Raw genomic sequence first — 14448 nt, forward strand, 5'->3', positions numbered from 1 at the left:
CTTCACATCTGGTCGGCGCAAGCATGTCAGGCCAGCGGCACCGCCCGGTACTGGACGGCCACCCGGCGGGCACCCGGCGGCGGATCGGTCCGGGTGCGTTTCCGGTAGGGCTGGAGCAGGGCCGTCACGGCCTCGTTCAACTCCGTCAACTCCTCGGCGGTGAGTAGCAGCAACGACTCGCTCAGAATCGCGCTGCGATACCACTCCTCCGACTCGTCCGGAGCCCGGCGCAGCCAGTCCCGGCTGCGCTCCAGTCCCCGAGCCAGAAAGACCTCGACCAGGGTCTGCTCGGCGTCGCGTACCGACGGGTCAGCGTCCCGGCCGGCGTCGATGGTCCATTGCTGGATCGCGGCACGCCACAGCCGCTCCCGGGCGTCTCCCCGGCTCGGCGCCTGCTCCACCAGGCCGAACTTGGCAAGTGCCCGCAGGTGGTAGCTGGTCGCGCTCGGCGACAGGCCCACCACCTCGGCGCACTCGGTGGCGGTCACCGCGCCCTCGGTCGTCGCCAGGTGTTCCATGATCGCGAGCCGGGCCGGGTGGGCGAGCGCCCGCAGCGTCTGCGGGTCGCTGATCGTCACCCGGGGCGACTCGGAGTGCGCCTGCGTCATGCCCCCATGATCCCCGGCCGGAAGGAAAAGCGGTTGTCCACGGCACGCTCTCCAGTAGGCTGTTCGTTCCGCCCGACGGCCGCGGTGAGTAGCACCGCAGCGGACGTCCCCGCGCCGACCCACGAGTCGGAAACGCGAGCGGCAGCCTTCTTCCCGTGTCGAGGAGTCCGTGGATGAGCCTGCACGCCCAAAAGATTCCCCAGCCACCCGCACTGGACGACGAACTGGCCACCGAACGTGCGCACCTGACCCGGTCGCGGGCGGCGCTGCACCGGATGCGGGAACGCGCCGAGGCGCTCTTCGCCACCGGCGACAAGGTGGCCGGAGACGCGTACACCGCCGAGCAGCTCGGCCGGCACCTTGCCCGGCGGGTCGCCGAACTGGCCGACGACCCGCGTACCCCGCTCTTCTTCGGCCGGCTCGACTTCGGTGACGCGGATGCCGAACACGCCGGCCGCCGATACCACGTCGGTCGCCGGCACGTCACCGACGAGCAGGGCGAACCGTTGGTGCTTGACTGGCGGGCGCCGGTCTCCCGCGCGTTCTACCGGGCCAGTGCCCGCGACCCGCAGGGCCTGGCGGTGCGCCGCCGGTTCGGTTTCAGCGACGGGAAGCTGACCAGCTTCGAGGACGAACACCTGGACCGGGGCGAGGAACTCGGCACGGCCAGCCGGATCCTCACCGCCGAGATCGAACGCCCCCGGGTCGGGCCGATGCGGGACATCGTCGCCACCATCCAGCCCGAGCAGGACGAACTCGTCCGCGCCGACCTGGCCGACTCGATCTGCGTGCAGGGTGCCCCGGGCACCGGCAAGACCGCCGTCGGCCTGCACCGGGCGGCGTACCTGCTCTACCTGTACCGGGAGCGGCTGCGGCGGTCGAAGGTACTGGTCGTGGGCCCGAACCGGGCCTTCCTCGGCTACATCGCGGCGGTGCTGCCCGCGCTCGGCGAAGTCGAGGTGGAGCAGGCCACCGTGGAGGATCTGGTCGACCGGGTGACGGTACGCGCGGTGGACCCGCCGGTCGTGGCCACCCTCAAGCACGACGCGCGGATGGCCGAGGTGCTGCGCCGGGCCGTCGACGCGTACGTCGGCGAGCCGGCGGAACCGGTGCTCGTCTCCGACGGCTCGTTCCGCTGGCGGATCGGGCTGGAGCCGCTGCACCGGCTGGTCCAGGACACCCGCGCGGAGCGCCTGCCGTACGCCGTCGGGCGGGACCGGGTCCGGGCCCGGGTGGTCGGACTGCTGCAACGGCAGGCCGAGGCGCGGCGGGCGGAGTCGCCGGGCGACGCGTGGCTGCGCCGGATGAGCCGGTCGAAACCGGTCACCGGATTCCTGGACGCCGTGTGGCCCGCGCTCACGCCGGACGGCCTGCTGCACGCGCTGTACACCGACCCGGACCGGCTCGCACAGGCCGCCGACGGCCTGCTCAGTCCCGACGAACAGCACCTGCTCACCCGCACCGCGTCGGGAGGTCCCACCACCGGTACCGGGTTGGGCCGGACGGCGAAGGCGACCCGGTGGACGGCCGCCGACGCCGTGCTGATCGACGAGGCGGCCGGCCTGCTCGAACGACCGGCCGGCTACGGACATGTCGTGGTGGACGAGGCACAGGACCTGTCTCCGATGCAGTGCCGGGTCATCGCCCGGCGCAGTGAACACGGCTCGCTCACGCTCCTCGGCGACCTGGCCCAGGCCACCGCGCCATGGGCGGCCAGCGACTGGCGGGAGAGCCTGCGCCACCTGGGCAAGCCGGACGCGACGGTGGTGCCGTTGACCATCGGGTTCCGGGTGCCCGCCGCCGTGCTCGCCTTCGCCAACCGGCTGCTACCGGCGCTGGCTGTCGACGTGCCGCCGGCCGAGTCGCTGCGCGGTGACGGCGCGCTTGAGGTGCGTACCGTGAGCGATCTCGCGGCCGCGACGGTGGCCGAGGTGCGGGCGGCGCTCACGCACGAGGGGTCGATCGCCGTGATCGCCGCCGACGGCACGGTGGACGAGTTGCGGTCGGCGCTGGCCGAGGCGGGGGTGGAGACCGCGACCGCCGACGGGCCGGCCACCGGTGCGCGCGTCACGGTGATGCCCGCGACCCTCGTCAAGGGTCTGGAGTACGACCACGTCATCGCGGTCGAACCGGCTGCCATCGCGTCCGCCGAGCAACGCGGCCTGAACCGGCTGTACGTGGTGCTCACCCGGGCGGTGTCCCGGCTGTCCGTGCTGCACGCCGCGCCGCTACCCGCACCGCTCGGCTGACTCTCGACCGGCGGACCGGAGTCGCCGGTTCAGTTGACGTTCCCCCCGTTTCCACCCCGGACGGCGGTTGGCCGGTGCCACCATGCCGAGGAGGGCGGCCGGCCGGTGGTCGCCGCAGGTCGGGAGGGGTGTCCGTGGTCAGCGTCGCACCGGGTACGCCCTGTTGGGCCGACCTGGCGACGCCGGGGCTCGACGCGGCCCGGCGGTTCTACCCGGAGCTGTTCGGCTGGACCGGCCGGGTCGACCCCGAGCCGGCGGCGGGCGGATACACGGTCTTCCTGCTGGGCGGCCGGGCGGTGGCCGGGGCGGGCCCGCCCGCCGTGCCGGATCAGGTCCCGATCTGGTCGACGTACGTGGCCACCGACGACGCGGATCTGGTCGCCGGCCGGGTACAGCGGGCCGGTGGACAGGTGGTGGTGCCGCCGTTCGAGGTCTTCGACCGGGGTCGGATGGCGGTCTTCACCGATCCGGCCGGGGCCGCGTTCAGTGTCTGGCAGCCGATGGCCTTCGCCGGTGCCGAGGTGTTCGACGTTCCCGGCGCGATGAGCTGGACCGAGTTGGTCACACCCGATCCGGACGGGGCGCGGGTCTTTTACGAGCTGGTCTTCGGTTGGCAGCCGGAGGAGGAGCCGATGGGTCAGGTCGCGTACACCGGGTGGCGGCTCGGCGATCGCCTGGTGGCGGGGATGATGCCCCCGCTGAGTGGCGAGTTCCCGGCCGACTCACCGGCCTACTGGACGCTCTACTTCTCGGTGCTCGACGCGGACGCCACCGCCGCCCGCGCCGCCGAACTGGGCGGCACCATCCTGGTCCCCCCGCGCGACATCCCCGCCGGCCGCGTCACCGCCCTCCGCGATCCCCACGGCGCCCTCTTCTCCCTCATCGCCCTCACACCCTGACCCACCCCCACCCCCACCCCCACCGCCGACCCCGCCGATCATGCAGTTGTGGTCGTCGCTTTTTCATCTTTCACGGCTTTTATCAGGTGCCACAACTGCATGATCGGCGCGGGTGGGGCGGGTGGGGCGGGTGGGGAGGACGAGGGGGCCGTGGGGGCCGGGGATGACGCGGACGTGGGCGCGGTAGTGGCGGGCGAGCAGCTCCTCGGTCAGCACCTCGTCGGGGGTGCCGGAGGCGACGATGCGGCCGTCGGCGAGCAGCACCATGCGGTCGGCGTACTCGCCGGCGATGGACAGGTCATGCATGGTGGCCAGCACCGTCAGGCCGTGCGTCCGACGTAGCTGGTCGACCAGTTCGAGGACCTCCTGCTGGTGGCCGATGTCGAGGGCGCTGGTGGGCTCGTCGAGCAGCAGCAGGGTGGCGCCCTGGGCCAACGCCCGGGCCAGGAAGACCCGCTGCCGCTCGCCGCCGGAGAGGGTGGCCAGTTCCCGGGCGTGGAAGCCGGCGAGATCCAGCCGGTCGAGCACCTCGTGCACCACGGCCAGGTCGGCGGCGGACTCCCGACCCAACGGCGGGATGTACGGGTTACGACCGAGCAGCACGTAGTCCAGCACCGCCATGCCGGGCGGTACGACAGGCGACTGGGCGACCGTGGCCACCACCCGGGCCCGTTCCCGGCGACGCAGCTCACCCAGGGGCGTACCGAAGAGCCGGACGGCGTCCGGCGCGGGGAGCAGGCCGCCGACGGCGCGCAGCAACGTCGACTTGCCCGCGCCGTTGGGACCGATCACCGTGACCCACTCGCCAGTGCTGACGGTCAGGTCGACTCCCGCGAGGATCGGCGAACCGTCCAGGCTGATCCGCAGGTCGCGCAGGTCGACGGCGGGGGCTGGCAGCGTACTGGACGACGACACCGGCGACGAGGCGCTCATGTCAGCACCCGTCGGGCCGAGCGCAGCACCACCACGAAGAACGGGCCGCCAAGCAGCGCGGTGACCACCCCGATCGGGATCTCCTGCGGTGCGGCGGCGGTCCGCGCCACCACGTCGGTCAGGGCCAGGAAGGCGCCGCCGAACAGCAGCGACAGCGGCAGGATCACCCGGTAACTCGCCCCGGCGAGCATCCGTACGGTGTGCGGCACGATGATGCCGACGAAGCCGATCAGGCCGGAGGCGGAGACGGCGGCGGCGGTGCCCAGCGAGGCCGCGGCGATCAACAGGTACCGGGATCGCTGCGGGTGCAGGCCGAGGCTTGCCGCTTCGTCGTCGCCGACCGACAGCACGTCCAACTCCCGCCGGTGCAGCAGGATGACCAGGCTGGTCAGCAGGAAGTACGGCAGCACCAGCCGGACGTCCTGCCAGCCGGCGGTGGCCAGCCGCCCCAGCAGCCAGGAGTACACCTGCTGAATGCTTTCCGCGTGTCGTTGCAGCAGGTACGTCTGCCCGGCGCTGAGGAAGGCGGAGACGGCCACCCCGGCCAGGATCAGGGTGGCCGGGGAGCGGCTGCGTCCCCCGGCGGATCCGAGCAGGTAGGTCATCACCACCGCACCGAGGGAGCCGACGAAGGCGGCCAGCGGGATGGTGGCCGGCAGGCCGCTCAACGCGCCGCCCGCGCCCACTCCCAGGGTCAGCACCACGGTGACCGCCAGCCCGGCCCCGGCCGCGACACCGAGCAGGTACGGGTCGGCCAGCGGGTTGCGGAACACCCCCTGGTAGGCGCCGCCGGCCAGGGCGAGCAGCCCGCCGACCAGCAGACCCAGCACCGCCCGCGGCAGCCGCAGCTCGGTGACGATGGCGATCTCCCGCTCGGTCAACCCGCTGTCCAGGTGTACCCCGGGCAGCAGGTTGAGCAGTTCGATCGCGACGCTGCCGGGCGGCAGGCTGACCGGGCCGAGCGAGACCCCGGCCAGCAGCGCGACGAGCACGGCGAGCACCCCGGTCGCGAGCCAACGCTTCCGCAGACCCGCCGGCCGGGGCGGGGTGGCCGCCCCGGCCGGCGCGACGGGGCGGCCGCGCTTCAGCACGTCGTGCATTACCCGGTCAGCGCCCGGCGGCCATCGTCACTGGGACGCCTTGGCGGTGGCGTCCGCGATGGTCCGCAGCAGGTCCACCACGCGCGGCCCCCACCGGGACGCGACGTCGTCGTCGAGTTCCACGATCTGGTCGTTCTGCACCGCGGTGAGCGAACCCCAGCCGCTGCGCGCCTTGACCGTCGCGGCGCTCTGCTGGCAGCACTTGACGTCGGAGAGGAAGACGAAGTCCGGGTTGGCGTCGACAATCACTTCCTGGGACAGCTGCGGGTAGCCGCCATTCTTGCCGTCGGCGTCGGACGCGTCCGCGATGTTCTCCAGCCCGGCGAGGCTGTAGATCGAACCGATGAAGGTCTTGCTGGTCGCGGTGTACAGCTCCGGGCCCAGCTCGTGGAAATAGGTGAGGGCCTCGGCCCGTTGCGGCACCTCGGCCACGATCTTCGCGATGTCGTCCTTCATCCGCTGGACCACGTCGGCCGCCCCGGCGGCGTTACCGGTGAGCGTGCCCAGCTCGGTGATCTGCCGGTACGAGTCGTCGAGGGTCTGCGCGGCCGGAGTCTGGTAAACCGGGATCTTGAGCTTGGTGAGCTGGTCGACGATCTTGTTACGGTCGTCGCTGAGCACCACCAGGTCGGGGTTCTTCGCCGCGACCGCCTCGGCGTTCGGCTGGTAGCCGGAGAGGTCCGTCTTCGGTGCGTCAGTGGGGAAGTTGGACTGGTCGTCGACCGCGGTGACCTGCGGGCCGGCGCCGATCGCGAAGAGCATCTCGGTGGCCGTGGCCGAGAGCGAGACGATCTTCTCAGGGCGCTGTTCCAGGGTCAGCGACCCGACGGTGACGGGGAAGGTGGCGGCGCTCGGGCTGCCACCGGCGGTGGGGGTGTCGGTGGTCTTCTCGGCGCAGGCGCCGAGCGCGAGCGCGGCCACCGCCAGGCTGGCGGCGAAGACCCTGGGGGTACGTCTGAACATCGGTCCTCCTGTCGGTCGAGGAGTGTGCTGCTTCGCCGACAGGGAGCCGGGGGCACCCGTCCGCGAGGCGCCCTTCCTCGAGAGCGCGGATCGCGACCACGCCCCAGGCGACCTGGCTCGTCCCCGGTAACGGGGCATCACAGTTGCGGGACAGCGCCGGTGTCTCACCGGCTTCGCTGGAACGGGTCGGTAAGACCGTAGCGCACGTCGCGTCGACGCCCCGCCGAGCAGTCCGCCGCGTTGCCGCACATCCGCCGGTGAGCCGCCGGAAGAAAGCCGGTCTGCCCGTTTGGTCCCTGGAACGGGGCCCCGCGCGAGGGGGTGTGGCGGGGCCCCGTCCGATTTCAGGAGGAGGTGATGGTGACGTTGTCCACAGCCGCTTCGACGAGGCTGGCGGTCGAGGTGTCAGCGGCCTCCACCAGGATCCGGATGGACTGGCCGGCGTACGGGGTGAGGTCGAGGTTCGACACCGTCCAGGCACCGTTGCGGTTGCTGGCCGCACCGGCCTGGGTGAGCAGCGTCGTGGTGCCGCCGCTGTGCACCACGCTGACCCGGAAGTAGTCCGCCGACGACGAGTTCGAGCCGTGCGCCAGGTACCACGCCAGTGACAGCGTCAACGTGCCGCTGGACGGCAGTGCGACAGCCGGCGAGCGGGCACTGGTCACCCCGCCGTCGATGTCGTAGTCACCTGCGCCGCTGCCGGCGAGCCGGCCGGTCACCAGGTCGTTGCTGCCCGCGTACGGGGTGAGCTGCTTGGCCCCGCTGGAGCTGGTGGCCTGCGCGGCGCCCCGCTCCCACTGCCCGGTGGTCGCGGTGTCGGTGCCGTTGGGGTTGGTCGTCCAGCCGGTCGCGGTCTCGAAGGTGTCCGACCAGACCGTGGTTCCCCCGCCGTCGCTGCCGCAGTACTGCGCCTGCTTGCCGATGGCCCGGTACGGGCAGTCGGCGTACTCGGAGAGGATCAGCACCGCCTCACGGTTGCGCGAGGTCTGCTGCGGGATGACCTCGTCGGGCGGGTAGAAGCCGCCGCCGGAGGCCGAGCCCGGATACAGCTCGAAGGTGTACGCCCAGATGCCGTGCGTCGCCCACATCCAGTCGATGCTGCTGCCGTCGGTGATGTACAGGTCGCTGGACTGCTGGGGGGTGAAGCCGTTGGTCGCCGCCATCTGCTGGCCGATGGTGGCGAAGGTGTTGTACTGGTCGGCGCTCATCCCCGGGGCGGTGTTGTTGTACGTGTAGCCGTACGGCCAGAGCACCAGCTGGGAGTAGGTGTGGAAGTCGATGTTGGCCTTGATCTGCTGTACCCCGCCGACGACCCGGCTGTTGACGAAGTTGCGCAGCGCCTGCGTCTCGGGCGCGGAGAACGCCGACGGACCCCGGTAGGTGTCCGAGGAGGTGGAGCCGGACGAGCCGCCGCAGCACCCGAAGTTGTAGCTCCAGTTCCGGTTCAGGTCGGTCCCGACGTACGACGATCCGCTGTTGGGTTGGCGGTTCTTACGCCACGACCGGTAGGAGCCGGTGGCGATGTCGTACTCGCTGCCGTCCGGGTTGACCGAGGGCACGACCCAGATCTCCCGGCCGTTGACCAGACTGGTGATCCGGGAGTCGGAGCCGTAGTTGTCGGTGAAGAGGTCGAGCAGGTAGAGCGCCATCTCGACGGTCAGGTGCTCGCGGGCGTGCTGCTGGGCGTTGAACAGGATCTCCGGTTCGTTCTCGTCGGTGGCGACGTTGTCGGAGATCTTCACCGCGACCAGGTCACGACCCTCGTACGAGCTGCCGATACTGATCTTCCGCGCGATCGTCGGGTGATCGGCCACCACCTTGTTGACCGCGGCGATCATCTCCGGATAGTCGTGGTAGTTGGAGTCGGCCGACGGGAAGCCAAGGATCCCGACATCGCCGTCGGCCTGCCCCCGGTCGGTGGGCAGCGCGGCGATCGCCTCCAGCCGGAACCCGAGCCGGGTGATGGCGGCGGCCTCGGCCCGGGTGGCCGAGACGTGCAGCACTCCGTGCTCGGAGTAGTCGATGGCGGCGCCCGTACGGGCGACCGCGTTGCGGTCGGCGAGGGTCTTCGGGCCGAGCACCCGGTAGGGCACGGCGGCCGGTTGGGCGTCCCGGTTGGGCGCCGGCTCGGCGGAGACCGGTGGTGCGGCGATGGTGAGCAGGCCGAGCCCGGCGGCGACGATGAGCGCCAGGGCACGGCGGACTGGGATGGAACGGAAGGCCATGGACAACCTCCTGGAGGCGCGGGGATCCCCCGCTCGGTAGCGGACAGCCCACCACCGGTCACACGGTCATATCAATATTGATCGTTGTTTGGTCCATCCCAGCCGGATCCTCATGCCGGCAACATGTTTCCGCCGACCGGCACGCCAGGTAACCGGGTGCCAGGTTGCCGGGCCCAGGATTTGCCGCTGGCCGCTCGGTCCGGCCGCTCGGCCTGGCGAGGGCCCGGGCGCTCAGCCCTTCTCGTCGGTGGGCCGGTCACCGGTCGCGCCGTCGGCCTGGTCGTCGCCGGCCAGGGCGGACCGTAGCCGTTCCTTCTCCACGCGACGACGCTCGGCGGCCGCGGCCATCTCCTCGGCCATCTCGTCACGCCAGCCCTTGAGCAGGAAGAACGAGAGCGCTGCGGAGAACAGCAGCGCCAGGATCAACTTGAGGAAGATGTCCATGTCGACCGGCCAGAGGGCCGCCACCACAACCACGAACAGACCGATCCGGCCGAGCGTGTACTTGACCGCCGCACTCACGTTCGTTCGCTCCGCTCGCTCACGTCGTCACTCTGCCTCAGCCGGTCCGGTTGGCCAGCCAGCGCACCCCGGGAAACCAGATCATCGCGTACACCACGGTGAACGTGGTCGCGGCGAGCACGCCGGACAGCAGCGGCGGCAGCGCCGTCGCCACACCGGCCACCAGCAGCCCGGAGACCACTGCCATCGCCACGGCCACCAGCGCGGCCACCACCCGGGGCGCACCGAAATTCCAGGCCCGGAAGTCCTCCCAGAACAGCCAGGCGGGCAGGATCACGGCGAGCCAGCCGTTGGCCTGACCGAACTCACCCGCACCGAACCAGGCGAAGGCCACGTCGAAGAGCACCAGCACCAGCAGCCCGATGACCACCCCGGCCAGGCCGACACCCATCAGGTCGCCCAGGGTCCGGATCCGCCCGTCGGCATCACGGCGGGGAAACGCGCTCTGCTGCTCGGTCATCGTCGTGCCAGGGTACGCGTCGGGTCAGGCCCAGACCTGCTGCGGCTCGGCCCGGCGCTCGGCCAGCGTGGGCGCGGCGTCGTACTCGCGGACCACCTCATAGCGGGTGTTGCGCTCGACCGGACGGAACCCGGCGTCCCAGATGAGGTTCAGCAGGTCGTCGCGGTGCATGGTGTTCGGCGTCCCGTACGAGTCGGCGTCGTGGGTGATCTTGTATTCCACGACCGAGCCGTCCAGGTCGTCGACACCGAAGTTGAGCGAGAGCTGGGCCACCGACAGGCCGTGCATCACCCAGAAGCACTTGACGTGCGGGACGTTGTCGAACAGCAGGCGGGAGACCGCGAAGGTCTTCAACGACTCGGCCGGCGAGGCCATCGTGGTGCGGGCCTGGATCCGGTTACGGATCTTCCCATCCGCCGAGTCGACGAAATCGTGCTGGTAGCGCAGCGGAATGAAGACCAGGAAGCCGCCGGTCTCGTCCTGCAACTCGCGTAGCCGCAGTACGTGGTCGACCCGGTGCCGGGGCTCCTCGATGTGGCCGTAGAGCATGGTCGACGGGGTCTTCATGCCCTTGCTGTGCGCCAGCCGGTGGATCCGGGACCAGTCCTCCCAGTGGCAGGCGTGGTCGACGATGTGCTGACGGATCTCCCAGTCGAAGATCTCCGCGCCGCCACCGGTGAGCGACTCCAGGCCGGCGTCCATCAGCTCGTCGAGGATCTCGTCGGCGCCCAGTCCGCTGATCTTCTCGAACCACTGCACCTCGGTCGCGGTGAACGCCTTGAGCTTGACGTTCGGCAGCGCGGCCTTCAGCTCGCGCAGCACCTTGGGGTAGTAGCGCCAGGGCAGCGTCGGGTGCAGGCCGTTGACGATGTGCAGCTCGGTGAGCTGCTCGTCCTCCATCTCCTTGGCCTTGCGGACCGCCTCGTCGATGCGCATGGTGTACGCGTCCTTCTCACCCGGCTTGCGCTGGAAGGAGCAGTACGCGCAGCTCGCGCTGCACACGTTGGTGAGGTTCAGGTGCCGGTTGACGTTGAACATCACCCGGTCGCCGTTCATCTCGGTGCGCCTGTGCTGAGCCAGCCGCCCCAACCAGGTCAGGTCGTCGCTGGAGTAGAGGGCGATCCCGTCCTCACGAGTCAGCCGCTCCCCCGCGTACACCTTCGCTTCGAGTTCGCGCTTGAGTCCGGCGTCCATCGAAAGCCCCGTCCCCTTCCACCTGCGGTCGCGACCGGGACGCGGTCGCCACCCGAGCCTACGTCGGCCACGCCGGCAACTCACACCGTGGTGGTCAGCAGCGAACTCTCAGCCTCCCGTTACCCGGCCAGACATCGACATCAGTGCACCGGGTGAGGTAAGACAGGGTGGGGCACGACACACACTGGTAGCGTCCCGAACCGCCGCGCCGACCGAGCGTGGCAGAGCAACGCCGGACGGGGAGCGGAATGATCGACAGCGCGGACGGACGGCAGCGGCGACGGGGTCCGGTGGTCTCACCGGTGCTACGCCCAGCGCTCTGGTCCGCCCTGCTCGCCGCGGTCGCCAGCACGGTCCTCGCCGCACCGGCGTACGCCGAGCCCGGCATCCCCGTCACGGTGCCCGACACCGGCTCCCGTCCCACGGCCACCGGTCCCCTCCAACTACCCGGCATGCCCGCCGGTACAACCCCGGGCCTGACGCCACCGGCGCTCGGCACTCCGGGCGCCAGCGCGCTGGAGACCCGGATCACGGCCGCGGAGGCGCGGGTCGCCGAGTTGGGCACCCGGCTCCTCGAACTGGAACAGCAGCGCAACGAGGTACAGACCCAGCTCCTCACCGCCGAGCGTGACCTGGAGTTCGCCCGGGGCGCGGTCCAGCAGGCGCAGCAGCGTGCCGACCAGGCCGCCGCCGAGGCGATCAAGGCTGCCGCCGCGCTTCCACCCGGCGGCTTCGCCACCGACCTGCGCGACCTGGATCTGCTCAGCCGGGCGAACCGGGGAGAAAAGGTCGGGCACGACACCGGCCCGGCCGCCGGCGAGCTGGCCCGCACCCGGGCCGACGAGCAGGTGGCGACGCAGGCGCACGCGGCCGCCCAGTCGCGGCTTCAAGGCGTTCAGCAGCAGTACACCGCCACCCGGCAGGCACTGCGCGACGCCGAGGCGGAACTGATCAAGCTGCGCGACGAGAATTCCGCGCAGCTGGTGGAGTTGGCCCGCCAGCAGGAGGCCGCCGAGCAGCAACTCGGCGCCGACTACGTCGACCAGTCCGCCGGTGGGCTGGCCGCGCACCCCACGGCAAAGGCCGCCGTCGCGTACGCCCGGAAACAACTCGGCGACCCGTACGTCTGGGCGGCCGAGGGACCGGACTCGTTCGACTGCTCGGGGCTGATATGGGCGGCATACCGGTCGGCGGGTTATCGACAGCTGCCCCGGGTCTCCCGGGACCAGTACCGCGCGACCAGCTCACGGACGGTGCCCCGCACCGCGCTTCTTCCTGGCGACCTGGTCTTCTTCGCCTCGGGCAGTAATTGGCAGAGCATCCACCACATGGGGATGTACATCGGCGGCGGCAAGATGATCCACGCGCCGACTACCGGTGACGTGGTGAAGATTTCCACGGTTCGCTGGTCCCGGCTCTACGCCGCGACCCGGGTGGTGGGCGCGGTTCCGGCACCGACGACATCGCCCACCCCGTCGCAGCCGCCGGCCCCTAAGCCCAAGCCGACGCCGACGCCCACGTCGAAGCCGACGCCGAAACCCACCAAGACGCCGACGCCCACCAGGACGCCGACGCCCTCGCCCACTCCGTCGGGCAGCACGTCGCCGTCACCGACCCCGTCGGACTCGACCACACCGTCGGCCACCCCCTCGGGATCCACCACGCCATCGGCGACCCCGTCGCGGACCACCACCCCGTCGGCGACGACCTCGGCCGCCACGACCACCTCACCGACCCTCGGGGCCAGCAGCGTCGCTCCGACCACGGCCGCCGGCAAGGCCGACCCGACCACGGCGGCGAGCAGCGCGGCACCGGACGAGAGCGCCTCGGCCAGCCCGTCCACGGTCGGCGGACGGTGACCTGAGCCGACAGCACCCCGCCCGCAAACACCTGCCGGTCACCGAGAGCGACGAGGCGGGGTCCAGATTCCACTTGGACCGTCATGCCCCTGCGCCATGCTCATGTCAGGGAGACATGACGGTCGCAGAACTTGTATCCGTCGGCGCATGGCAGCCACGACATCGCGCCTGATAGTCGCCGGTCGATGTTCCGGCTGCCGGGCGGCCGATGACACCCGCGACGCGGTACGCACTCCGGGTGTGCCGCACGGGTGGAATGTGGCACGGTGTCACTCAGGCACTCCCGGTCCGGCGGTACGGGTCCGGTTGCGAGCGTGGCGCGGAGGCGACGATGACGCAGCAAGAGGTTCCGGCGGGGCCGGCGGGTAGGCCCCCTGCGCCCACCGCCGAGCCAGAACCCACCGCCACCGCCGAGCCGGAACCGGCCCCCACCGCCGAGCCAGAGCCGGCCACCGGCGATACCCCGGACCCGGCCGCCGATCAGCCGGCCCAACCACCCACCGCCCGTCCGACCCCGGACATCGCCGCCCGTCCGACCGCGAACGTCGCCGGCCGGTCAGTGGGATCGGCCCGGGGCCGGGCAGGCGTCGCCAAGGTGACGGCACCCGGCGGCGTGAGTCACGGCCAGTCACCGTCCGGCGCCGGACTGACCGCGACCGGCGGGGGCACCACGTACCGGGCCACCGCCGGACCGGTGGGCACGAGCGCCGGACCGGTGCAAACGAGCGGAGGTGTCGCCCTAACCGGATTGGCTTCGGTGACCGGCACGGCCGGCGTTCCCGGCCAGCGGGAGACACCTCAGCCGAGCCAGGAGCCGGCGGCACCGAAACCGGCGCGGGCCAGCGTTCGGGTACCTGGGCTCAGCCGGGTGAGTGTGGACGAGGCGCAGTCCGTCGGAGGCGGCGGCAGGGCGCCCGGTGTCTACCGGTCCGCTCCGGCTCAATCGGAAACGGCCAGGCCAGCCGAACCGGAGCCGGTCAAGCCACCGGAGCCCGCCCGGCCGCCCGAGCCGGCCGAACCGCCGACGCCACCCGCACCCGAACCGGAACCCGCACCCCATCCCCCGGTGCCCGGACCGGTCCCACCTGGGCCGACCCCGCCGTCGCCGTCGCCGGCACCGCCTTCCCCAGCACCGGCACCGCCGACGCCCGGTCCGTACCCGCCGGGACCGGCTCCCGTTCCGCCGCCCGACCCCCGTCCCACGCCACCGGTTCCGGGTCCGCCGACACCGCCTCCCGGTCCGCCCGTACCGGCACCACCGCCGCCACCGGGTCCGATGCCGGTGCCGCCATTTCCCCCGCCACCGGCCACCGCCTGGCCCACAGCGGCCACCGCCGACACCGCCGGGCCCACAGCGGCCACCGCCATGTCCCGAACCGTCTCGCCCGGCGGCTCTGGCGAGGCCGAGGCGGCTCCCGTCGTACCGGCACCGGCGC

Annotated in this window: 12 protein-coding genes and 1 riboswitch; of the genes, 3 read left to right on the plus strand and 9 right to left on the minus strand. The window is 71.7% G+C overall.

Annotation, left to right across the window (positions count from 1 at the left end; genetic code table 11):
* Window positions 1-26: 26 nt before the first annotated feature.
* Window positions 27-608 (minus strand): ArsR/SmtB family transcription factor, encoded by a 582-nt coding sequence (locus ACFY2A_RS00935; RefSeq protein ID WP_387166778.1) that lies wholly within the window; start codon window positions 606-608, stop codon window positions 27-29.
* Window positions 609-781: 173 nt separating this feature from the next.
* On the opposite strand from ACFY2A_RS00935, the gene ACFY2A_RS00940 reads away from it, so the two are divergent.
* Both ACFY2A_RS00940 and ACFY2A_RS00945 read left to right on the plus strand, forming a co-directional pair.
* Window positions 782-2857: a HelD family protein gene (locus tag ACFY2A_RS00940; RefSeq protein WP_387166780.1), complete on the plus strand. Its 2076-nt coding sequence runs from the start codon at window positions 782-784 to the stop codon at window positions 2855-2857.
* 134 nt (window positions 2858-2991) lie between these two features.
* Window positions 2992-3756 carry a VOC family protein gene (locus tag ACFY2A_RS00945; RefSeq protein WP_387166783.1) on the plus strand — a complete coding sequence of 255 codons (765 nt, stop codon included), beginning with the start codon at window positions 2992-2994 and terminating at the stop codon, window positions 3754-3756.
* Window positions 3757-3819: 63 nt separating this feature from the next.
* Here the strand turns inward: ACFY2A_RS00945 and ACFY2A_RS00950 are convergent, their stop codons facing one another.
* The 7 genes from ACFY2A_RS00950 to mqnE all read right to left on the minus strand — a co-directional run bounded on the left by ACFY2A_RS00950 (window position 3820) and on the right by mqnE (window position 11153).
* Window positions 3820-4653 carry an ABC transporter ATP-binding protein gene (locus tag ACFY2A_RS00950; protein WP_387167477.1) on the minus strand — a complete coding sequence of 278 codons (834 nt, stop codon included), beginning with the start codon at window positions 4651-4653 and terminating at the stop codon, window positions 3820-3822.
* Between the two features lie 32 nt (window positions 4654-4685).
* The gene (locus ACFY2A_RS00955) at window positions 4686-5789 is read right to left on the minus strand and encodes a FecCD family ABC transporter permease (protein ID WP_387166786.1); all 1104 of its coding nucleotides are present in this window, start codon (window positions 5787-5789) and stop codon (window positions 4686-4688) included.
* A gap of 27 nt (window positions 5790-5816) precedes the next feature.
* Window positions 5817-6752, minus strand: coding sequence for an ABC transporter substrate-binding protein (locus ACFY2A_RS00960; RefSeq protein WP_387166789.1), 936 nt, complete (start codon window positions 6750-6752; stop codon window positions 5817-5819).
* 111 nt (window positions 6753-6863) lie between these two features.
* A riboswitch (cobalamin riboswitch) is annotated at window positions 6864-6924 on the minus strand.
* Window positions 6925-7096: 172 nt separating this feature from the next.
* Window positions 7097-8977 (minus strand): M14 family zinc carboxypeptidase, encoded by a 1881-nt coding sequence (locus ACFY2A_RS00965; RefSeq protein WP_387166791.1) that lies wholly within the window; start codon window positions 8975-8977, stop codon window positions 7097-7099.
* A gap of 231 nt (window positions 8978-9208) precedes the next feature.
* The gene (locus tag ACFY2A_RS00970; protein WP_093403985.1) at window positions 9209-9499 is read right to left on the minus strand and encodes a DUF4229 domain-containing protein; all 291 of its coding nucleotides are present in this window, start codon (window positions 9497-9499) and stop codon (window positions 9209-9211) included.
* A gap of 37 nt (window positions 9500-9536) precedes the next feature.
* On the minus strand, window positions 9537-9959 hold the full coding sequence (locus ACFY2A_RS00975) for a hypothetical protein (RefSeq protein ID WP_363923735.1): 423 nt from the start codon (window positions 9957-9959) through the stop codon (window positions 9537-9539).
* A 24-nt stretch (window positions 9960-9983) separates the two neighbouring features.
* A complete protein-coding gene (gene mqnE / locus ACFY2A_RS00980; RefSeq protein WP_363923736.1) occupies window positions 9984-11153 on the minus strand; it encodes an aminofutalosine synthase MqnE in 1170 nt (389 codons plus the stop codon).
* Window positions 11154-11401: 248 nt separating this feature from the next.
* Here mqnE and ACFY2A_RS00985 point away from each other — a divergent pair, with 248 nt between their 5' ends.
* Window positions 11402-13012: an NlpC/P60 family protein gene (locus tag ACFY2A_RS00985; RefSeq protein ID WP_387166795.1), complete on the plus strand. Its 1611-nt coding sequence runs from the start codon at window positions 11402-11404 to the stop codon at window positions 13010-13012.
* A 977-nt stretch (window positions 13013-13989) separates the two neighbouring features.
* On the opposite strand, the gene ACFY2A_RS00990 is transcribed toward ACFY2A_RS00985, so the two are convergent.
* Window positions 13990-14304, minus strand: coding sequence for a hypothetical protein (locus ACFY2A_RS00990; RefSeq protein WP_387166798.1), 315 nt, complete (start codon window positions 14302-14304; stop codon window positions 13990-13992).
* Window positions 14305-14448 lie beyond the last annotated feature (144 nt).

Source organism: Micromonospora sp. NPDC000442, from assembly GCF_042898635.1.
Taxonomy (GTDB): domain Bacteria; phylum Actinomycetota; class Actinomycetes; order Mycobacteriales; family Micromonosporaceae; genus Micromonospora.